The organism is Bacillus sp. AF62, from assembly GCF_050312695.1.
Lineage (GTDB): Bacteria > Bacillota > Bacilli > Bacillales > Bacillaceae_G > Bacillus_A > Bacillus_A cereus.
The window spans coordinates 75,986-96,980 of record NZ_JBNPJZ010000082.1; the positions used below are offsets into that span (position 1 = coordinate 75,986).

Below are 20,995 nucleotides of genomic sequence, written 5' to 3' on the forward strand. Positions count from 1 at the left end.
CTAGGGCTTGGAAAATTCGTCCACAAAAATTCTTTTTTTCGTTCAAAAACCAATAGTAACAGGCGTTCACAACTATTTATTACATTTTATTTACAAAAAAAGCAAACCCTTTTACAAGTTTGCTTTTTCATCTATCTTATAATGCACACTCTTCAATCTCAAATCCTAAATCTGCAATCATACCCCAGTCTGCAGTCGGCTCTTGTCCAGCTGTCGTTAAGTAGTCCCCGACAAAAATAGAATTTGCTGCAAATAAACCGATTGGCTGTACAGAACGTAAATTGATTTCACGTCCTCCTGAAATACGAATTTCTTTTGTCGGGTTTACAAAACGCATCATTGCCAGTACTTTTAAACATTCTACTGGCGTTAACTCTTTTTGCCCTTCAAGAGGTGTTCCCTTTACAGCAACAAGGAAATTACAAGGGATAGAATCTGCATCTATACGTTGTAATTCAAATGCAATTTCAGCACGCTCTTCAATTGTTTCTCCCATACCAAAAATCGCTCCAGAGCATGGAGAAATGCCCGCTTGTTTCGCTTTTTGAACTGTATCAACACGATCATCATACGTATGAGTTGAACAAATACTATCGTAATTATTTTCATGTGTATTTAAGTTGTGGTTATAACGATGCACGCCCGCTTCCGCTAAACGTCCTGCTTGATCTTCATTTAAGAAACCTAAACAACAACAAATCTTCAAGTCTGTCGTTTCACGAATTTCCTTAACTGCTCCAATTACGTGATTTACCTCTTTATCCGTCGGACGACGACCAGACGCTACAATACAATATGTACCTGCTTTACGGCGTATTGCTTCATGTGCCCCTTCTACAATCTTCTCCTGCGTTAACCATGCATATTTATCAATCGGTGCTTCTGAAATAATAGACTGTGAGCAATATCCACAATCTTCAGGACATAATCCAGATTTCGTATTAATAATCATATTCAATTTTACTTTCTTACCAAAGTGATGATGACGAATGATGTAAGCTGCATTCATAATTTCTAGAACTTCTGTATCATCAGCTTCTAATATCGCTATTGCATCTTCTTTCGTAATCATCTTCTCTTCCACTACGTCGTATGCAAGTTTTTTCCAATCCCTTTTTGTTTGTACTTGTTTCATTTCATCTCTTCCCCTCTTTTGTTATATGCATAAATAAAGCATGATACGTTGCCATTATCCCTTCTTTTCCCGTGAAGTCTCTTTCGTATATGCGCAGCATCGCACGAAAGAGTGAGGGACTTTGACAATATGATCCTTCATTGCTATTAGTCGCTCCTACTTTTCGAATAGAATGTAGAAACTCCTTAACTTCTGTAAAACTCTCTATGTAACATGTTTCAGAAATATGCACATCCCCTGTTTCTATCTTGCATATATGAAGCAACTGATCTTTCGAATAAAAACGTTGACCAATCGATGTTTCATTTTTTATATTTCTTTCTTCTTTCGCACGTTGGAACGAAGCATGCAATTCTTGAAATGTTTCATGTCCAAACGTTGAAAAGAGTAATATCCCATCTATAGACAAATGTTGAAATAAATTTCTTAACACTTGTTGTAAATTATTTAACCATTGAAATGTAGCATTTGAAATAATGACATCATATGATTCTTCTAATCGTAATCGCTCAATATCTTCACAGTGAAACGTTACATTTTTTACATTTTGTCTAGTTTGCGCAATTGCAATCATACTTTCAGCAAAATCAACTGCTGTAATATGTGCTTTCGGAAATAACTTTGATAATTGCTCTGTTACATACCCCGTCCCGCACCCCAGTTCTAAAATACGTATTGATGCCGTTTCACTATATCGTTCCTTTAAGATTGAAAGTAATGAATGTGCCATCTTTTTTTGTACATTTGCATATCGATCGTAAGATACGGCTGCCCCATTAAACCGTTTTTGTAGTAACGTTTTGTTGATCATGTCGTATCCCCTCTACAAATTGAATCGTCTCATTTGCGCAATATTCAAAATTCGTTACACATAACGCATGCCCTGCATCACTTACTACTTTCAGCTCGCTGCTGCTATTCTCCGTCATACTACGTGCCGCAGACAATGGGCATATTACATCCTGTTCTCCGTGAATAAGTAGTATAGGTACTTTAATTTCTTTTAGTTCTTCTCTCATATCTGTTTCTATTAAATAATCCAAACCTAGTTGTAAAGACTGAATAGAATCACCTTTAAAACGGTCTACAATGTCTTCAAAGTTTTTATTCTCTTTTAACTCATCTTTCGTAAACATATTTTCATAAAACCGCTTGAGCGTATCTTCTTTCCTTCTCGCCAAATTCCTTTTCAGCCGTTCTACATGCAAAGCATTCCATCCGTTACTGTAATCGCTCGTATTTGTAAATTTAGCAGTACCACCAATTAATACGATGCCTTTTGCCTTAATCTTTTTATAAGCTTCAACTGCTGCTAACGCTCCTAGTGACCAACCAACTAAAATTACGTTGTCGTTATGCGCTACATCTATAATTCGTTCCACAAATTCACTTCGTTCGTTCACATTACGCCAATCTATGCATTGAACAGGATATCCTTTAAAATACGGAAGTACTAAATCCCAAATATTCTCTTCCATTCCCCATCCGGGGATAAAAATAATCTTTAGCTCGTTCATACGAAAATCTCCTCTTCTTTCGCAATGTGAATAATTCGGTCAATAGCCCATTTTAAATCAGCTATTGTATGTTGCGATGTAACTGCAAAGCGAATTCGAGAACTATGAACCGGCACAGTTGGCGGACGAATTGCAATGGCCGCAATCCCTGCCTCTTGCAACCTTTTACTAAACCGTAAAGCATGTTCATTTGAACCGACTACAATCGGTACAATATGAGTTGAGCTATTCCCAATATCAAAACCAGCATCCCTTAATTTAGTTCTGAAGTATTCTCCATTTGCTATAAGGTTCTCTCTTCTTTCGTTATCTTCTTTTACAATTTCAATTGCTTTTTGCACTGCTCCTAACGTACTTGGTGGTAAAGCTGTAGTAAAAATAAAGCTTCTCATCATATTTTGTAAATACTCTATATAAATTTCATCACCTGTCAAATACGCACCATAACACCCTAAAGCCTTGCTAAACGTCCCCATATGTATATCAATTTTTTGAGCAAGATTTTTTTCTATATGAGATAACCCAGCTCCGCCGATTCCATATATTCCACTCGCATGTGCTTCATCGACTATAATGATTGCCCCGTATTTCTCTTTCAGCTGTACTAAATCTCTCAAATAAGCAGTATCACCATCCATACTAAAAACGGTATCAGTTACGATTAATTTCCGCTTTTCAGGTGACGCTGTTTTCAACAGCTTCTCTAAATGATCCAAATCATTATGACGATACCTTTTATGCTCTGCCCCGCTTAATATGATTCCATCAACAATACTTGCGTGATTTAACTTATCACTAAAAACAATATCGTGCCGAGAGGCTAAAGAAGATATGGCACCTATATTTGCCGTATACCCACTATTTACAATTAAAGCTCTTTCAGTACCTTTCCAGTCACATATGCTTCTCTCAACCTCTTCATATAATGGATGATTTCCTACAACGAGACGAGAGGCAGTCGCTCCAGTTCCACATCTTTTTGTACAGGCAATAGCAGCTTCTTTTAACCTTTCATCTCCAGCTAACCCTAAATAATTATTTGACGCTAAATTTAACATCCTTTTTTTATCTCGAATAAGCCAAGTCTCTTCTGCCTTCTCTGTTACATATAAATTTCGATACTGCCCTTGCTCATGTAATTGTTGTAATTTAGATTGAAGGTGCGCCCGCCACGTTTGATTCATTTTGGATAAACTCCTCTAATTTTGAAATCATAATATGTTCTTTTGCAGATTCTAATACTTCTTCTTTCGTAAACTCACCTTCAAAGAATGGTAATAATCCTAAAACTGGTACCCCGCTCAGCTCTTCAATCATCTCTTTATTTTCTTGCACTCTTTCCATTTCACATTCTTTGCAACCTGATAAAATGACACCCGCTACGGTTAAGCCATGCGCCTTTGCGTAAGCAATCGTTAACACTGTATGATTTACTGTTCCTAATGTAGGACGAGCTACTACAATAAGAGGCAACTGTAATTCTTTTGCAAAATCAATTACTAAAGCATCTTCTGTATATGGAACAGCAAGCCCACCTGCTCCTTCTACAAATAAGCTATTAAACTCTTTTAATAGTTCATTATAGCAATCAGTAATTTCTTTTAACTTTACTACTCTTCCAGCTCTTTTCATGGCAAGTCTCGGAGCAAGTGGTTCTTCAATAGAATAAGGGCAAATTTCATTTTCTTGTGTCGGTACACCTGATAGTACTTTTAATCTTGCCGCATCTCCCTCAGGGTTTGATGCAACATGCCCACTTTGCAACGGTTTATATACCCCTACGTTATATCCTAATTCTCTAAATACACCTGCTATAGCACCTGCAACTACTGTTTTTCCAACTTCAGTATCAGTTGCTGTTATGAAAAAACCACTCATTATTCTCCCTCCGTAACATCTGAGATTGCCTTATATAAAATGCGTAACATATCATCAATCTCTTCAAAAGTAGAAGCAAGTGGTGGCATAAATACAATCGTGTTACCTAGCGGTCGTAAAATCACACCCAGCTCTCTTGAGCGTTTACATACTTGAACACCGACTCTTTCTGTCCAGTCAAACGCTTCTTTCGTTTCCTTATTCTTCACAAGCTCAATACCAACCATTAATCCGCACTGACGAATATCACCTACATGTTTATACGCAAAGAGCTTTTCTAATTGCGCTGCCACATAATCCGTTTTACGTGCCACTTCTTCTATTAAATTTGTTTTTTCATATAGTTCTAGATTCGCGATTGCTACGGCACACCCTAACGGATTACCTGTGTAGCTATGTCCATGGAAAAATGTTTTTTGTTCTTCATATTCTCCTAAGAAGGCATTATATATTTCATCTGTCGTTACCGTAACTGCAATTGGTAAATATCCACCTGTTAAACCTTTCCCAGCAGTTAAAATGTCTGGCGTCACATTTTCATGTTCACACGCAAACATTTTCCCTGTACGCCCAAATCCAGTCGCTACCTCATCTGTAATAAATAATACATTGTACTTAGTACATAAATCGCGCAGTCCTTTTAAATATCCTTTTGGCATTGTAATCATTCCGCCAGCACCTTGCATTAATGGCTCTACAATGATGGCAGCTACTTCTTCATGCTTTTCTTTCAACAATTCTTCCATTTCTTCTAAATGGCTTTTTACAATTTCCTCCTTATTATTTCCGTAAGGAGAACGATATGTATATGGATACGGCATTTTAATCGCATCAAATAAGAGCGAACTATACACTTGGTGAAACAAGTCTATTGCTCCTACTGAAACAGCTCCAATTGTATCACCGTGATATGCTTCTTTTAATGTAACGAATCTTTGTTTCTTTGGTTTCCCTTTATGCTGCCAATATTGGAAAGCCATCTTAATTGCAATTTCAACAGCGGTAGAACCTGAATCAGAATAGAATACCTTCTTCAATCCATCTGGTACAACCTCAATAATTTTTTCTGCTAATAAAATAGATGGAACGTTAGCAAGTCCTAACATAGTAGAATGAGCAATTTTATTTAATTGCTCACGAATTGCTTCATCTAATTCCGGTACTTGATGTCCGTGAACATTTAACCATATAGATGAAACACCATCCCAATATTCATTACCATTTACATCGTATAGTTTTCTTCCCTCTCCACGTTCAATAATGACAGGATCTTCTTCTAAATAATCTTTCATTTGTGTAAATGGGTGCCATACGTAAGCTTTATTTTTCTCTGCTAATTCTTCATATGTATAAGATGATTTTTCAATCGTTCTACTATTTATTGTCACAACTGTCACCCCTAATGTTAACTTGTTTATAAATATAGTTAACATTAAATCCGAATGACTGTCAATTATTTTAAAATCAAATAGTTCTTAAAAAAGAACAACTTATCATACGATAAGTTGTTCTACTTTCCATGCTGTATCTTTCCAATTTCTAAAATAATTTCTTCATCTTTTTTCCCCTCTGTATCAATTCCAAGTTGCTTAGCGTGCTCAATTAATAAATCATGACGCTTCTCAAATCTAGCGGTATTTACTTCTTTCGTAACCTCTTCTTTTGTTTTCCCCTCAGTAGAAACTCCTAGTTTTTCTGCTGCTTTTTCCATTGATTTCTTCTCTTCTATTTCTTTTACTTTCTTCACTTCTGACTGTTGTATTTGCTTTTGTTTCAACTGCTCTGATTCAGCCGCAAAAGCTGTGTAAATTCCAGCACTTCCTCCAATAACTAATAAAGTGGTAAAAAGAATTATTTTTTTCTTCACTCTTTGCTCCCCCTTTCAAATTCATTATAACGTACATTTTTACAGCGTTAAAAACAATTATCCTTTATTTCCCTAAAAAAAACATTTAATATTTTTATTGACATGTAAGATGAAAATATGATAAAAATTTAACTAACATCATATGAATCGGCGTTGATAGGATTTAGTAGTATTTCGATTTCTGATTTCAGAGAGCTGGTGGTCGGTGCGAACCAGTACAGAGCGAATTATGAATTACCCCCTGGAGCTTCTTTTACGAAACGTGAGGAGTAGTGAAAGACGGTTATAGACCGTTATGTCTAAAGAGTGGTGAAACGACACTGTTTCACAATTTAGGGTGGTACCGCGAATTTTTCGTCCCTGCATATATTGCAGGGGCGTTTTTTATTTTATAAGCGCATATCATATGACCCTTTATTTTGTGACGCATTCATTTCACAAGCTAGGGTGGTACCGCGATTTCTTCGTCCCTGCATAATTATATGCAGGGACGTTTTTTTATCCAATCATTTCCGTATCATATAGAAGGACTAACAATTACCGGTAATTTGTCACAAAATTCTAAATTTTAGAAGGAAATATACAATATTGGCGAATTTTATATAAAAAAGAGCTATTTTACATTACTTAGGAGGGGAAAACAATGGTTTCAAAAATTGAGTCTGTTCTTTTAACAATTTTTATCTTTTTCTGTATTGGTTTTAGTGTTATTCAATTAGAAGTTTCACCACACATCCCAATTTTATTTGGTATCGTTCTTTTATTAGCATTTGGATTCCTGAAGAGAATCTCTTGGTCTACTATGGAGAAAGGGATGATTAGTAGTATTTCAGCTGGTATTCCATCTATATTTATTTTCTTACTTGTAGGCGTATTAATTAGCGTTTGGATCGCAGCTGGAACTATTCCGACTTTAATGGTATACGGCTTCCAGCTTGTATCTCCAAAAATTTTCGTTCCAACTGTTTTTGTTGTTTGTGCAATTGTTGGAACGAGTATCGGTAGTGCTTTTACAACTGCTGCAACTGTAGGACTTGCTTTTATGGGAATGGGTACTGCCCTTGGATACGATCCAGCTCTTATTGCTGGTGCAATTATTTCTGGTGCATTCTTCGGAGATAAAATGTCTCCTTTATCTGATACAACAAACTTAGCGCCTGCTGTAACGGGTGTAGATTTATTTGAACATATTCGTAACATGCTTTGGACAACAGTGCCAGCTTTCATTATTGCATTTATCGCATTTTTCATTTTAGGAAGCGGATCTGGTGGAAACGTTGATTTCTCAGCATTTATTAACACATTAGAAAAAAATGCAACGATTTCTATCGTTACACTGATTCCTATTTTATTACTGTTCCTATTCGCATTTAAAAAGGTACCCGCAGTTCCAACATTACTTGCAGGAATTGTGGTAGGGATTATTATTCTCTTTATTTTTAAACCTAGCACTTCTTTAGCTGATTTAATGAAAATTATGCAAGACGGTTACGTTTCTAAAACTGGTATCAAAGACATTGATAGCTTATTATCTCGCGGTGGCCTGCAAAGTATGATGATGTCAATCGCTCTTATTTTCCTAGCTCTTTGTATGGGAGGATTATTACAAGGAATGGGTATTATAGCGCAGCTGATGAATATTATCTCTAGCTTCGTAAAAACTAGTACACGCTTAATTATTTCTACTGCTTCAACTGCAATCGGTGTAAACTTCTTACTTGGTGAGCAGTACTTATCCATCGTTTTAACAGGACAAGCATTTGCTAATAAATACGATGAAGTCGGTTTAGAACGTCGTAATTTATCACGAGTATTAGAAGATGCTGGTACAGTAATTAACCCACTCGTACCATGGGGTGTAAGTGGCGTATTCTTAACAAACGTTCTTAGCGTTCCAACATTCGATTACCTGCCATACGCAATCTTCTGTTTAGCATGTCCAGTCGTAACCATTATCGTCGGCTTTACTGGATTCGGTCTTTCATGGAAAAAAGAAAAAGCAGTACCAGTTTCATAATATAACAAAAAGGATTACCAAATCGGTAATCCTTTTTATATTTCTCGACTATCTATTCGCTTTCTTTCTTCTAAATAACATAAGTAATCCCACTCCAACAAACGCAAGACCAGCTCCAATTGTAGAAGCAATACTTGCACCTGTTTTCGGTAAATCACGTTCATCTTTTTCAGCTTCTTTATTTTCACTTACAGTTGTTGTTGTTTCTTTTGTATTTTGATCATCTGTTGTAGTTTGTCCAGATCCAGCATTATTTCCTTCACCTTTTGGTGGTGTTGTTGGATTTCCTCCATTATTTCCTTCACCCGTTGGTGGTGTTGTTGGATTTCCTCCATTATTTCCTTCACCCGTTGGCGGTGTTGTTGGATTCTCTCCATTATTTCCTTCACCCGTTGGTGGTGTCGTTGGATTTTCTCCACCAGTTTCTTTATCATCATTTTTCTTCGTTATATCAATTGCATATTTAGCAAATTCATTTTCAGATGGTCCAACATATGATATGTTCCCATCTTTCTTTATATACTTTTGTGCATTTGGTGAAGAATCAAATGTTGTATTTAATTTATCTGCAACAATCGGTTTAAACGTCCAATTTTGATCAGCTGCTGGATCAATATTTTTTATTTTTTGCATATACTTCACAATGATTTGACGTGTTTCATCTTGTGATTGGTATACAACTTCCCCTTCACTTACACCTGGGAACGTTTGACTACTTCCACGATAGTTATTTGTAGCGACGATGAACTTTTGATCATCAGCTACTGGCTTACCTTCATATGTCATATTTACAATACGATTCGTATTTGCATTTACAACTTTTCCATCTTTATCGTATTTCGCTGGTTGTGTTACATCAATTTCGTATTTTAAGCCATCTAAAATATCAAAGTTATATGTAGGATAGCCTATATTTACTAACGGCTGTTCTTCTGTTTTCTTTGGATCAATTTGATTAAACTGACCTGCAGACATTTCAAGCCATTCTTTCACTTGTGCCCCATTTACTTTTACAGCATATAACGTATTTGGATACACGTATAAATCTGCAACGTTTTTAATTGCTAACGTTCCAGCTGGAATATCCGTATAATATGTAGCACCGTTTCGGCCACCTGCTTTAAATGGTGCGCCTGCAGATAAAACCGGAATATCTTTAATCTCTTCGTACTCTGGTTTTTTAAGTTCTTGTTCTACATACCATTTTTGCGCATTTGTCACAATTTGTACGGAAGGATCATCTTGTACTAATGAAAAATAACTATTAATTGGTGCTTTCGTTGTACCTACAGGTGTATTTACATAGTCGATTGTCGCTTGATGCTCATCTTTAATTTCATTAACTAATTTTTGATCAGATTCTACTAATGGGGTACCTTTACTATTAGCAATCGGGCGAAGTTGTGGCTTAGATTGATCTTTTTGCACTTCCCATTTTCCGTTTACCTTTTTCAATTGCATATCAATAATACCTAAGTTACTACCAAAAACACCAGGCATTACGACTGGAACACCATTAAATACATCCTTCACTTCAGTATGTGAATGTCCCATTAATACTGCATCTACGCCTGGAACTTGTGTTGCTAAATGATATGATGCATTTTCCATTTTATTTACTTCTTTATATTCGCTCTTATCGACGCCTGAATGAGCCAATGCAACGATAATATCCGCACCCTCATTTTGCATTTTTTTCACCATTATTTTTGCTGTTGCGACGATGTCTTTCGCTTTTACTTTTCCTTCTAAGTTCGCTTTATCCCAGTTCATGATTTGTGGTGGAACAAATCCCATTACACCAATTTTCACTATTTGTTTTTGGCCTGCTTCATCCACTACTTCTTTCTTTAAAATATGATATGGTTTAAAATAATTTTCATCGTTCTCTTCCTTATCATCATGGTCAACTTTATATACATTCGAGTTAATAACCGGGAAATCCGTTTTTTCAATCACCTTGTTTAAATAATCTAAACCGTAGTTAAATTCATGATTCCCAAGAGAGATGACGTCATACTTCATTAAATTCATTACACGATATAATGGATGTGTATAACTAGGATCCACACGATTCTTCGAATCTTTTATTGTATTCGCTACGTAATCCCCAAGCGGTGTCCCTTGTAATGCATCCCCATCATCAAATAGGACAGAGTTTTTCACTTCTTCACGTGCTTTATTAACGAGTGTTGCAGTTTGCACGAGGCCTACTTTATTATCTGTTTTCGTTTGATAATAATCGTAATTCATTAAGTTAACGTGAATATCCGATGTTTCTAGAATTCGTAACTTAACTGTACTCTCCCCAGTGTTCTCATCTGCATGAGCTGTTGTTGGCATTACTTGCGGTGCTATAACACCAATCGCAAGAGTTGCTCCAGCTAGCATTTTTTTTGACTTTTTCACAAAAAATCCCCCTTATACAATTACCAAAAATAATGAAATGAATCCCTATCTGTCTCTAACCACATACCTTTTTTCTTCTATTAGAGACACAATTTTCATTTCACCCTGCGCTAACGAGTAGTCCCCTTAAACGCTCGATTGATGAAGACTAACAATTAATAGGAAATAAAGCTCCCACTAATTAAAATTTCACCTTATCTGACATTATCATATATAAAGTTCTTTCCTATCGTCAATATTTTTTGACAAACTTCAACAAATTTTCTGTAAAGTTATTATAAACTTTTCATAAACATATAATATGCCCTTACATTGCTAATACTGCTGAATATGATACAATTACCAATTACAAGGAGGATGAATTTATGAAAAGAGTCATCTTAACAATTGTTTGTCTCCTCCTTCTGATCATTTCTTATTCTTATTTTGAAAAGAACGACGAGACAAAACAAAATGAATCTGAAGAAAAAACAGAAAAAACATCTGCCCCAAATTGGATTGATAAGCAAACAAACGAATCTTTTTATCATCTTGTATTAGGTGATTCACTCGCTAAAGGATATGGATCGACACAAGGTGGATTTGCTGAATTAGCTTCTACGCAAATAGAAGCACAAATTCATAAACCAATTACAGTAGAAAACCTTGGGGTAAACGGTCTTACAACAGATCGTCTCGCTAAAAAAGTTCAATCAGAAGATGTAAAGGAAAAAATTAGAGCAGCAAATATCATTACCATTAATATTGGAGGAAATAATTTATTTCGTTTAAATCGTGATGTTGGTGTTATAGATGGTATAAAAATGTTAAATAAAGAAAAAGCTCATTTTGAAGCGGATGTAAAAAATATTGTAAAGACAGTCCGAGATCAAAATCCGGATGCTTTACTCATTCTTTCTGAACTCTATAACCCGTTACAACTCGATGACTCCATCGCAAGTTATGCAGATATGTTTTTAGACGGCTGGAATGAATCCGTTTATTCTATTGCAAAAGTGAATCAACCATCTATCGTTTTGCCAATTCGTAAATTAATATCGAATGATAAAAAAGATTTGCTCTTTGACCAAGTACACCCAAATGATAAAGGCTATACGATTATTGCCGATTCATTTACAAAAAAAGTGTTGGCCTACAAATATTAAAATTCCCATGAAACAATTCTATTTTTATAACATGTCTTTTTTGTTACAATGAGAGTGGAAGGGGGCCTTTATATGGAATCACGCGAGTGGGAACGTATTGTTGATCATCTTCTTTCGCTAGTGCCTCTTTTTTATCGCAAATTTATGCTTCCTGGAGAATTTTCTTCTCAAAGACATATGCCGCCATCACATACACAAGTATTACTGCTTTTGCATGAAAACGGCACATTAGCAGTTTCCGAAATCGGCAAGCGGCTAGCGATTTCACGGCCTAACATGACACCTCTATTAAACAAACTTATTCAAGAAGAACTAATAGAGCGTCATTATAGCGAAAAAGATCGACGGGTCATTTTAATTTCTCTAACAGCTGAAGGGAAATTATTAGTAAATCAGTATCAGCAATTCATTTTAGACAAACTAAAAGAAAATTTCCAAACATTATCTGAGGAAGAGCGCGAAAAGCTCATTCATTCTCTTCAAACCATTCAAAATTTAATTTTGAAAACAAACGTATAAAGCTGCTTCTAAATAGAAGCAGCTTTATGATTCGTAATAATTACCATAGTACACATTGGAATATGGCCATGTTGTTAAATATGGTTTTTTTTCCTGTGTAGGCTGTTGTTGTGGTAATTGTGGTATTTGCTGTAATTGTTGTTGCCGATATAATTCGTATTGTCTACTCGTATCATAAACCGGATAATAATTTACATATGGATATACTTGAGGTACGTAATAATAATACATTATCCTCTCCTCCTTTTTCTTAAACATATTCAAAGGAGAAAATGAATGTGACATTGTTTATAATTGTACAAGTGGTTCTCTCACTCGTTTCTTCCTTTTCTTCAAGCGTAACTTACGGTTCTTTTCGTATAAATAATGCACAACGAAATATGAAATGAGACCAAACACAACTCCTAAAATCGTCATTCCAATTAATACATACACTTCACTTTGTAATAAGCTCTTTAATATCGTAAAAATGTGACTTGAAAACAAGTCCGATATCGTAAATGGTTCATGATGAATTTTCTGTACATGAAATGGATAAATCATTTTTCCTAGCGCATACGCAAGCGGAAATAAAAATACTGGGAGAAACGATATTTTCCCAATAATATTGCCAATAACTGCCGCAGGAAAAGATCCCTTTGCTAACCTGACGATTGGATAAAATATTACATATACGAGCGATGCCGTATAAATGACTAACATTTCTAAGCCGAATCCTATAGCAAACCCTAACGATACTTTCTTTGCGCCTTCTGGCGATCGAAGCAACTTATAATATTGAAACTTTAATATTCTCCACATCCGCTGAAAAAACGAATATGTTTTCTTAGTTGTTTTCACCCTCATCATCTCTTTAACTATATTTTTATATGTAGTATGTCCTTACACACTCTGAAAAACAAATTTAGTTTTCTCTTTTATTATAAATGATATCGAAATGGTTAACCAAATATACATCCGACATTTTAATATAAAAAAACCTCCCTTTTAGGAAGGCTCTTCTACATTTTTAAATAAACTCACTAATAACGCTTTTTGAGCATGCAATCGATTACCAGCTTGCTCAAATACGATAGACTGTGGTCCATCTATAATTTCGCCTGTTACTTCTTCTTCACGATGGGCAGGTAAACAGTGTAAGAAACGATATGTTTGTTTCGCATGCTTAACAAGTTCGTTATTGATTTGGTAAGGTTGAAATAAAGAATATTTCTCTTCTTCGCCCTCTTGCCCCATGCTCATCCAAACGTCAGTATAAATGAAATCTGCTTCATTCACCGCTAATTCAGGATCATGCAAAACTTCAATTTCAGCTCCTGTTTCCTTGGCAATCGCTAACGCTTTTTTTACAATCTCCTCATTCGGTTCATACCCTATAGGCGTTGCAACAGTCATATGCATTCCAACTTTTGCACTAGCTAACAACAATGAATGACATACATTATTTCCGTCACCTACGTAAGCTAATTTTATTCCTTTAAATGTATTTGTTTCTTCATATATCGTCATGAGGTCTGCCAATGCTTGACAAGGATGATGGTCATCCGTTAATCCATTAATAACAGGAATACTCGATTCTTTTGCAAGCTCTTCTACATCCGCGTGTGAGAATGTACGTATCATGATCCCGTCAATATACTGCGATAATACTTTCGCAGTATCTGAAACGGTTTCTCCTCTTCCCATTTGCATCTCTTTCCCACTTAAAAACATACCATGTCCCCCGAGTTGTACCATTCCCGCTTCAAAAGATACACGAGTACGAGTTGAATGCTTATCAAAAATAAGCCCTAATATTTTGCCTTGTAATAAAGGCTCTTGCTTATTCTTTTTTAAATATATAGCGAACTCAATTAAAGAAATAACTTCTTCTTTCGTTAATTCTTCTAGTGTTAAAAGATCTTTCGTATTTAATTTCGGTACTTGTACAGTTGACATGAAACTTCCCCCTTATATGATTGATACGTTTTTTGTACAAACTACTTTTTTTATTATATATACTGCCTGTTCTAACTCTTCATTCGGGACAATGAGTGGCGGTAATAGTCTTATAACATTAGGGCCTGCTTGTAATACGAGAAGTCCTTCGTTTTCTAGTTGTTCTATAAAACTTGCAACTTCATGCTTACACTCAATCCCAATCATAAGCCCCTTACCACGTATATTTTGAATACATTCGACATGCTGTAATTCCTCTTGCAGCTTCTCTAATACATACTCGCCTTTTTCTTGTACTTCTTTTAAAAACAATGGTCTTTTACTCACTTGCAATACTTCTTTCGCTGCAGCCATCGCGATGTAATTCCCGCCAAAAGTTGAACCGTGTGATCCTGCAGTAAACGACGTTCCGAGCTCTTTCCCGCCAATCATCGCTCCGACAGGAATCCCATTCCCAAGTGCCTTTGCAACGGTAACGATATCAGGCTCTATTCCCACTTGTTCATAAGCGAATAGTGTTCCAGTTCTTCCTATCCCCGTTTGAACTTCGTCTATAATAAATAAGGAACCGAACTTATTACATAATGTTTCAATCTCTTTCAAAAAAGATAGATCAGCAGGTATTACTCCTCCCTCTCCTTGAACAACTTCTACCATTACCGCCGCAACTTCTTCATTCATTACTTCCTCTAATGCTTTAATATCGTTAAAAGGGATATGTAAAAAAGATGGAAGTAATGGACCAAATCCTTCTTTTACCTTATCTTGGCCTGTTGCACTCATCGTTCCAAATGTTCTACCGTGAAAAGACTGCTGGCATGTTACGACGAGAGATTTTCCAGTATGCTTACGTGCTAACTTTAAAGCCGCTTCATTTGCCTCTGCCCCACTATTACAGAAAAACACATAATCTAATGCTCTATTTTCTGTTAATAATGACGCAACTTCTTCTTGTAAGCTGTTTGTAAACAGGTTAGATATATGCCATATATCATCAAGTTGCTCTTGTACACCTTTGAGAACAGTAGGGTGACAATGTCCTAAATTACATACGCCAATTCCTGATGTAAAATCTAAATATTGCTTACCTTTATTATCAATAACTTTCGTTCCAGTTCCCTTTACAAACTCAATAGTTCTTCTGCCATACGTTTGAAAAAGATGACTCGTCATGCAATACTCACACCTTTCGTTACCGTCGTTCCAATACACTCTCCCGTAACCTCAGTAAAATCTTTTGTACCATTCACAATACTTATCTTTTGCACTCCCATTTTCAATGATGCTAGTGCCGCCTGTACTTTCGGAATCATCCCACCTGTAATAACACCTGTTTCTATAAAAGTTGCAATTTCAGATTCATCCGTTTCCTTTACCAAATTCCCTTCATGTAATATTCCATCTACATCCGTAATAAAAATCAGCTCTTTTGCCCCTAACGCGGCCGCAATCCCAGCTGCAACATTGTCCGCATTTATGTTATAAATTTCATTACCATTTACCCCGATTGGAGCAATAACAGGAATATACCCCATATTTATTAATCCTTTTAATAAGGCTGTTTCTACATAACTTACTTCTCCCACATATCCTATCTCCTCGCTGACAGGTTGAACTTGAAGTAAATTACCGTCACACCCTGAACAACCTACAGCAAGTAAATTATGCTTTTGTAAATTCATTACGAGTTTTTTATTCGTACTTCCGCATAGCACCATTTGAACAACATCCATAACTTCTTTTGGTGTTACGCGTAATCCATCTCTTTTTTCTACGTTGATGTTACAATCTTTTAATTTGGCATCAATTTCTGGCCCACCACCATGAACAATCACTACTTTATACTTCTGTTGCAATTTCTTTATACAATCAAAAAACACAGCATTTAATTGATTCAACATACTACCGCCGCATTTCACTACAATATAATCGCTCATCTTCTCTCTCCTTATGTACGATAACAAGCATTTATTTTCACATATTCATAGCTTAAGTCACAGCCCCAAGCTGATCCTGTCTCTTCACCTAAGTGTAAGTACACATTAATGACTATTTCATCTTCTTGTAATCTCTCTTTCATTTCTTCTTCAGAAAATATTTGAGGCTCACTATTTTTTAATACCGATATAGATTGAAGAGTAATGTCAATTGTGTTCGGATGAATAGCTACTTCACTTTGTCCAATACTGCTAATAATTCGCCCCCAGTTTGGGTCTTCACCATGTATTGCTGTTTTCACAAGACTCGAACCGACTATTTGCTTTGCAATTTTTTTTGCCTCTTCATTCGTTTGAGCTCCTAGCACATTTACTTCTATTAACTTCGTAGCTCCTTCACCATCTTGCGCAATTTTTTTCGCTAAATCTTCACATACTTGCTGTAAAGCACATACGAAAGTTTCCCAATCTGTATGTTCCATATTTATCGGCCTTGTTTCGGATAATCCACTTGCCATAACGATGACCATATCATTCGTAGAAGTATCTCCATCTACCGTAATTTGATTAAATGTATGATTCGTTATTTGTGATAACGCTGTTTGCAATACGTCATGCTCTATATGAGCATCTGTCGTAATAAAACTAAGCATCGTTGCCATATTCGGATGAATCATCCCTGAACCTTTTGCAACACCCGCAATCGCCACTTTCTTCCCATCAATAATCATTTCATAGCAAGTTTCTTTCGTTATAAGATCCGTCGTTAAAATTGCTTCAGAAAAACAATATGCTTCACTTTCTTCCTTCGTCGGTATAAGAGTTGCAACTCCCTTTCGGATTATATCCATCGGCAGTGGAACACCAATTACACCTGTTGAAGCTACTGCAACGTAATTTTCTTTCATCCCAAAATGTTCCGCCCCTAATGCGCGCATCTCGTATGCGTCTTGTAATCCTTTCATTCCAGTACAAGCATTTGCATTTCCACTATTAACGATAATTGCTTGTAACTTCCCTTCTGCCGTTATACTATCCTTCGTTACTTGCAAAGGAGCTGCTTGTATTTGATTCGTTGTATACACAGCGGCACATGATGCTGGTACATCACAAACGATGGCACCTAAATCCTTTTTCTCCTTTTTTAAACCATTTGCAGTACCAATTGCCGAAAAGCCTTTCGGCGTTACAATTGAACCATTTTCTAATTTTGTAATAGACGCTACTTTAATCATCATGTCCCCCTTATACATAAAGCGGCATATGTTGTAAACCTGTTGTCTCTTCTAGTCCCGCTATTATGTTTGCATTTTGAATCGCTTGCCCAGCCGCGCCTTTCATCATATTGTCTATAACAGAAACGACCGTAACTCTTTCAGCTCTTTCATCGTAAGCTATGCCAATATCACAATAATTTGAGCCTCTCACTTCTTTTGGACTTGGAAATTTCCCTTGCGTACAAATTCGGATGAAAGGCGATTGTTCATACGTTTCTTCATACAATTTTTGAAGTTGCTTTATTTCCATCTTTTGTTTTACTTTTGCATAAAGTGTAATCATGATTCCTCGTGATATCGGTATTAAATGTGTGCTAAATGTAATTGGCTGTGATCCACTATTCCATTCTGTAAGCATTTGCTCAATCTCTGGAACGTGCTGATGCTCATTCACTTTATAAATGTGCAAGTTATCATATAGCTCAGGAAAGTGAGTCATTGTTGTTGGTGTTTTACCTGCTCCTGATACCCCTGATTTCGCATCAATAATAATCGAATCTTCTTCAATCATGCCGCTACGTACTAACGGCGCTATCGCTAGCAATGTGGCTGTAGCAAAACATCCTGGGTTTGCAATTAAATTTGCCTTTTGAATCCCAGTCCTTTTCCATTCACTTAACCCATACACTGCTTTTCTAAGAATTTCTTCTTTCGCTGCTGGCCTTTTATACCACAGTTCATATGACGAAGAATCTATCATACGAAAGTCTCCAGATAGGTCAATTACTTTTAAACCTTCTGCTAATAACTTGGGAGTTAACTCCGCCGATACTCCTGCTGGGGTTGCTAGAAATACGATTTCTGCTTCTTTTCCTATCGTCTCCACATCAATTTCTTGTAACGTATGAAAAAGGACATTTCGAAGATGCGGATATACATTTGTTATACACTCACCAACTTGTGAAAAAGAATGGAGAGATGCTATCGAAAAATATGGATGTTGTTCTAATAAACGAATTAACTCAATGCCCCCATATCCAGTGGCTCCAATAATTGCGACTTTCATAAGTTCCTCCTCATATCGATTCTTTAAATTAAGTATGATTATAATATTGTATATTTATAGAGTCAATTAAATATTTATAAATTTTTAAATCTAAAAAAACTTAATTTTATTAGAAAAATAATATACCCAACCGAATTTTTATACAAAAATAGTGCATAGTAGTTTTTTTATTTCACTTCAAGTACAATAAAACAATACATACGTACATACAGGCGGGGAAAAATATGAACGAAAAATTAATTGAGAAAATGATTATAAAAAGTTTTCAACAATATCAATGCAGTCCAATATCAAAAGAAGATCAGGAAATGCTAGTGAAACATATTCAAACGGTGACTCATTCAAATATTGAAATTGATTTATACGAGGAAATTGAGGATATTGTTTATGATTATGTAACTGGAAAACAATAAAAAATAGGAGATTTCCATATGGAAATCTCCTATTTTTTACTTAATGATTTACCTGCTACACGTTCAAATAAACCTGGGAATAAAGCATAAAGTTTCGGGCCAATTCCCATCCACTTCGGTAAGTTTACTTCACGTTTTTTCGTGTGCATCGACTTTACGATTTGTTCTGCTACGTATGTTGGTTTTAACATGTAACGTCCCATATTCTTTACATATGTACCAGATTGATCCGCTATTTCAAAAAAGTTTGTATCTATCGGACCTGGATTAATTGCTGTAACATAAATATCTGTATTCGCTAATTCCATGCGTAAACTATTCGTAAATCCTAATACGGCATGTTTCGTTGCTGCATAAGCACTCGATTTCGGAGTTGCAATTTTTCCAGCAAGTGAAGCAATATTAATAATATGTCCTTCATTCTTGTTTACCATATAAGGTAGTACCGCTTTCGTACATGCTACTAATCCAAATACATTTACTTGGAACATATCTTTTACTTCACCCATTGACGCATCTTCAAACGTTTTAAAAATACCAAATCCCGCATTGTTTACTAATATATCAATACGTCCCACTTCTTGTAATACCTTTGAAAAAACAGACTGTACTTCCATCTCTTCACTTACATCTAATACATAATAATAGCAAGACGTATTATAAGTTTCTTTAATTTTGTCTACTAACGCTTGTAGTTTCTCTTCTGTTCGAGCCATTAATACTGGAGTCGCTCCCTGTGCTGCAACTTGCATTGCAACTTGCTCACCAATCCCACTAGAAGCACCTGTAATGACGATTACTTTATTTTGTAAACGTCCTGTCATTGCTGTCACCTACTTTGCATAATAAATCAATTGTTGCGATGACTCATCAATCATCACTTGTTGATTATATGCTAAATAGTCCAATTGTCCAACCGTTTCTGAAATAGTAAGTGGTAATTGTTCTTTATATAATACCGGAAATAGTTTTACACATACTTCAAATGCTGTCATTGGTTTTTCCTTTAATAACTCAAGTACTTTAAAAGCACGTGTTTCTTGCTTTTGTAATCTCGTTTCAATAAGTTGTTTCACATTTAGAACATCTTCCCCATGCCCTGATAAAATGCGTGAAATATTCATTTCGCTTAAACGCTGTAATGTTTGATTATATTGTAGTAATGGGCGTGCCCGTTCTGTTTGCCCTTCATATGGTGGTTCTAGTATTGGATTCGAAGAAATATGACTAATGAGAGCATCTCCACCAATTAATATTCCATCAGATTCTCTATATAAAGAAATATGAGTAGAAGCATGACCTGGTGTTTCAAGCACTGTAAATCCAGGCAAAGAATTAATACGATCTCCTTCTCTCACAGTATGCGTTAACGATCTATTACAAGAATATTTAAGTGTCCTCGTCGTCAATAACGACTCGTCTTTCAAAAATGCTACTGGCACACCAAACTGTAAGGCCGTCTCTCTAAAAAATTCATGATACCGCTTTAAAAACTCTGGATTTTGTGTGATCCAAGGCTCATTCCAAGGATGTCCAATAATATTCGTCTTCTCAGAAAATATATTTAAAAGTCCACAATGATCTGCATGATGATGCGTAATGACTACTGTTTCAATATCTTCTATCGTATGTCCTAATGTACCTAATTGACTTTCTAACGCATTTCTTGCCTCTTCTGTATTCGTCCCTGTATCAATTAATGTTAATGTCTCCCCCTCAACTAAAAACACATTCACAGTTTCCACTGCAAATGGTACAGGAATCTCCATTCGGTGAATCGCCGTCATGCTTAGCCCCCCTGTCTCTTTCCGGTTCAAAAATGAATACTTCTTCAGTTTACAACTTCTATATATATTTGTCATTATTTTCAGATAAAAAGAGGTGTTTCCTATAAAAAAACGAATGTATGTACATTTATAAGAATTTCTAACCAAAAT

General features: G+C 35.9%; 21 protein-coding genes and 1 other annotated feature. Of the genes, 4 read left to right on the plus strand and 17 right to left on the minus strand.

The genetic code is table 11. From position 1 onward, the window contains the following. Positions 1-136: 136 nt before the first annotated feature. From bioB to ACQRBL_RS20505, 7 genes are all read right to left on the minus strand, one after another. Positions 137-1,135 (minus strand): biotin synthase, encoded by a 999-nt coding sequence (bioB, locus tag ACQRBL_RS20475; RefSeq protein ID WP_000815858.1) that lies wholly within the window; start codon positions 1,133-1,135, stop codon positions 137-139. 1 nt (position 1,136) lies between these two features. After that, complete coding sequence (gene bioC, locus ACQRBL_RS20480) at positions 1,137-1,946, minus strand: malonyl-ACP O-methyltransferase BioC (protein WP_023522968.1); 810 nt, start codon at positions 1,944-1,946, stop codon at positions 1,137-1,139. Beyond that, complete coding sequence (locus tag ACQRBL_RS20485) at positions 1,912-2,652, minus strand: alpha/beta fold hydrolase (protein WP_097920365.1); 741 nt, start codon at positions 2,650-2,652, stop codon at positions 1,912-1,914. Before ACQRBL_RS20485 ends, bioC begins: the two co-directional genes overlap by 35 nt. Then, positions 2,649-3,836, minus strand: coding sequence for an 8-amino-7-oxononanoate synthase (gene bioF / locus ACQRBL_RS20490; RefSeq protein WP_023522970.1), 1,188 nt, complete (start codon positions 3,834-3,836; stop codon positions 2,649-2,651). The genes ACQRBL_RS20485 and bioF overlap by 4 nt, the downstream gene beginning before the upstream one ends. Beyond that, complete coding sequence (gene bioD / locus ACQRBL_RS20495; protein WP_023522971.1) at positions 3,802-4,530, minus strand: dethiobiotin synthase; 729 nt, start codon at positions 4,528-4,530, stop codon at positions 3,802-3,804. Before bioD ends, bioF begins: the two co-directional genes overlap by 35 nt. After that, complete coding sequence (gene bioA / locus ACQRBL_RS20500) at positions 4,530-5,963, minus strand: adenosylmethionine--8-amino-7-oxononanoate transaminase (protein ID WP_411995612.1); 1,434 nt, start codon at positions 5,961-5,963, stop codon at positions 4,530-4,532. The genes bioD and bioA overlap by 1 nt, the downstream gene beginning before the upstream one ends. A gap of 77 nt (positions 5,964-6,040) precedes the next feature. Further along, positions 6,041-6,397 (minus strand): hypothetical protein, encoded by a 357-nt coding sequence (locus ACQRBL_RS20505; RefSeq protein ID WP_000726902.1) that lies wholly within the window; start codon positions 6,395-6,397, stop codon positions 6,041-6,043. 144 nt (positions 6,398-6,541) lie between these two features. Continuing rightward, positions 6,542-6,762, plus strand: a binding site (T-box leader). Positions 6,763-7,040: 278 nt separating this feature from the next. Between ACQRBL_RS20505 and nhaC the strand changes: the two genes are divergently transcribed. Further along, positions 7,041-8,414, plus strand: a complete 1,374-nt coding sequence (gene nhaC, locus ACQRBL_RS20510) for a Na+/H+ antiporter NhaC (protein ID WP_000253737.1) — start codon at positions 7,041-7,043, stop codon at positions 8,412-8,414. A 48-nt stretch (positions 8,415-8,462) separates the two neighbouring features. On the opposite strand, the gene cpdB is transcribed toward nhaC, so the two are convergent. Further along, a complete protein-coding gene (gene cpdB / locus ACQRBL_RS20515; RefSeq protein ID WP_411995613.1) occupies positions 8,463-10,823 on the minus strand; it encodes a bifunctional 2',3'-cyclic-nucleotide 2'-phosphodiesterase/3'-nucleotidase in 2,361 nt (786 codons plus the stop codon). A gap of 365 nt (positions 10,824-11,188) precedes the next feature. Between cpdB and ACQRBL_RS20520 the strand changes: the two genes are divergently transcribed. Beyond that, positions 11,189-11,968, plus strand: coding sequence for a GDSL-type esterase/lipase family protein (locus tag ACQRBL_RS20520; protein ID WP_023522974.1), 780 nt, complete (start codon positions 11,189-11,191; stop codon positions 11,966-11,968). A 72-nt stretch (positions 11,969-12,040) separates the two neighbouring features. Continuing rightward, the gene (locus tag ACQRBL_RS20525) at positions 12,041-12,487 is read left to right on the plus strand and encodes a MarR family winged helix-turn-helix transcriptional regulator (protein ID WP_000445819.1); all 447 of its coding nucleotides are present in this window, start codon (positions 12,041-12,043) and stop codon (positions 12,485-12,487) included. Between the two features lie 24 nt (positions 12,488-12,511). On the opposite strand, the gene ACQRBL_RS20530 is transcribed toward ACQRBL_RS20525, so the two are convergent. The 7 genes from ACQRBL_RS20530 to argC all read right to left on the minus strand — a co-directional run bounded on the left by ACQRBL_RS20530 (position 12,512) and on the right by argC (position 18,645). Continuing rightward, complete coding sequence (locus ACQRBL_RS20530) at positions 12,512-12,718, minus strand: hypothetical protein (protein ID WP_016080355.1); 207 nt, start codon at positions 12,716-12,718, stop codon at positions 12,512-12,514. Between the two features lie 57 nt (positions 12,719-12,775). Further along, a complete protein-coding gene (locus ACQRBL_RS20535; RefSeq protein ID WP_002005691.1) occupies positions 12,776-13,336 on the minus strand; it encodes a DUF2062 domain-containing protein in 561 nt (186 codons plus the stop codon). 138 nt (positions 13,337-13,474) lie between these two features. Beyond that, entirely contained in the window at positions 13,475-14,425 is a 951-nt protein-coding gene (gene argF / locus ACQRBL_RS20540; RefSeq protein WP_088020475.1) for an ornithine carbamoyltransferase, read from the minus strand. A 12-nt stretch (positions 14,426-14,437) separates the two neighbouring features. Then, the gene (locus ACQRBL_RS20545; RefSeq protein WP_098256491.1) at positions 14,438-15,598 is read right to left on the minus strand and encodes an acetylornithine transaminase; all 1,161 of its coding nucleotides are present in this window, start codon (positions 15,596-15,598) and stop codon (positions 14,438-14,440) included. Next, positions 15,595-16,362, minus strand: coding sequence for an acetylglutamate kinase (argB, locus tag ACQRBL_RS20550; protein WP_023522977.1), 768 nt, complete (start codon positions 16,360-16,362; stop codon positions 15,595-15,597). The genes ACQRBL_RS20545 and argB overlap by 4 nt, the downstream gene beginning before the upstream one ends. 11 nt (positions 16,363-16,373) lie before the next feature. Beyond that, positions 16,374-17,597 carry a bifunctional glutamate N-acetyltransferase/amino-acid acetyltransferase ArgJ gene (gene argJ, locus ACQRBL_RS20555; RefSeq protein ID WP_000598385.1) on the minus strand — a complete coding sequence of 408 codons (1,224 nt, stop codon included), beginning with the start codon at positions 17,595-17,597 and terminating at the stop codon, positions 16,374-16,376. Positions 17,598-17,607: 10 nt separating this feature from the next. After that, complete coding sequence (argC, locus tag ACQRBL_RS20560) at positions 17,608-18,645, minus strand: N-acetyl-gamma-glutamyl-phosphate reductase (protein ID WP_023522978.1); 1,038 nt, start codon at positions 18,643-18,645, stop codon at positions 17,608-17,610. A 224-nt stretch (positions 18,646-18,869) separates the two neighbouring features. Between argC and ACQRBL_RS20565 the strand changes: the two genes are divergently transcribed. Then, on the plus strand, positions 18,870-19,058 hold the full coding sequence (locus ACQRBL_RS20565) for a YqzH family protein (protein ID WP_001003222.1): 189 nt from the start codon (positions 18,870-18,872) through the stop codon (positions 19,056-19,058). A 29-nt stretch (positions 19,059-19,087) separates the two neighbouring features. Here ACQRBL_RS20565 and ACQRBL_RS20570 read toward each other — a convergent pair whose 3' ends face one another. Both ACQRBL_RS20570 and ACQRBL_RS20575 read right to left on the minus strand, forming a co-directional pair. Then, positions 19,088-19,882 carry an SDR family NAD(P)-dependent oxidoreductase gene (locus ACQRBL_RS20570; RefSeq protein ID WP_097960769.1) on the minus strand — a complete coding sequence of 265 codons (795 nt, stop codon included), beginning with the start codon at positions 19,880-19,882 and terminating at the stop codon, positions 19,088-19,090. 9 nt (positions 19,883-19,891) lie between these two features. Continuing rightward, positions 19,892-20,845, minus strand: coding sequence for an MBL fold metallo-hydrolase (locus ACQRBL_RS20575; RefSeq protein WP_000125135.1), 954 nt, complete (start codon positions 20,843-20,845; stop codon positions 19,892-19,894). Between the last annotated feature and the right edge of the window lie 150 nt (positions 20,846-20,995).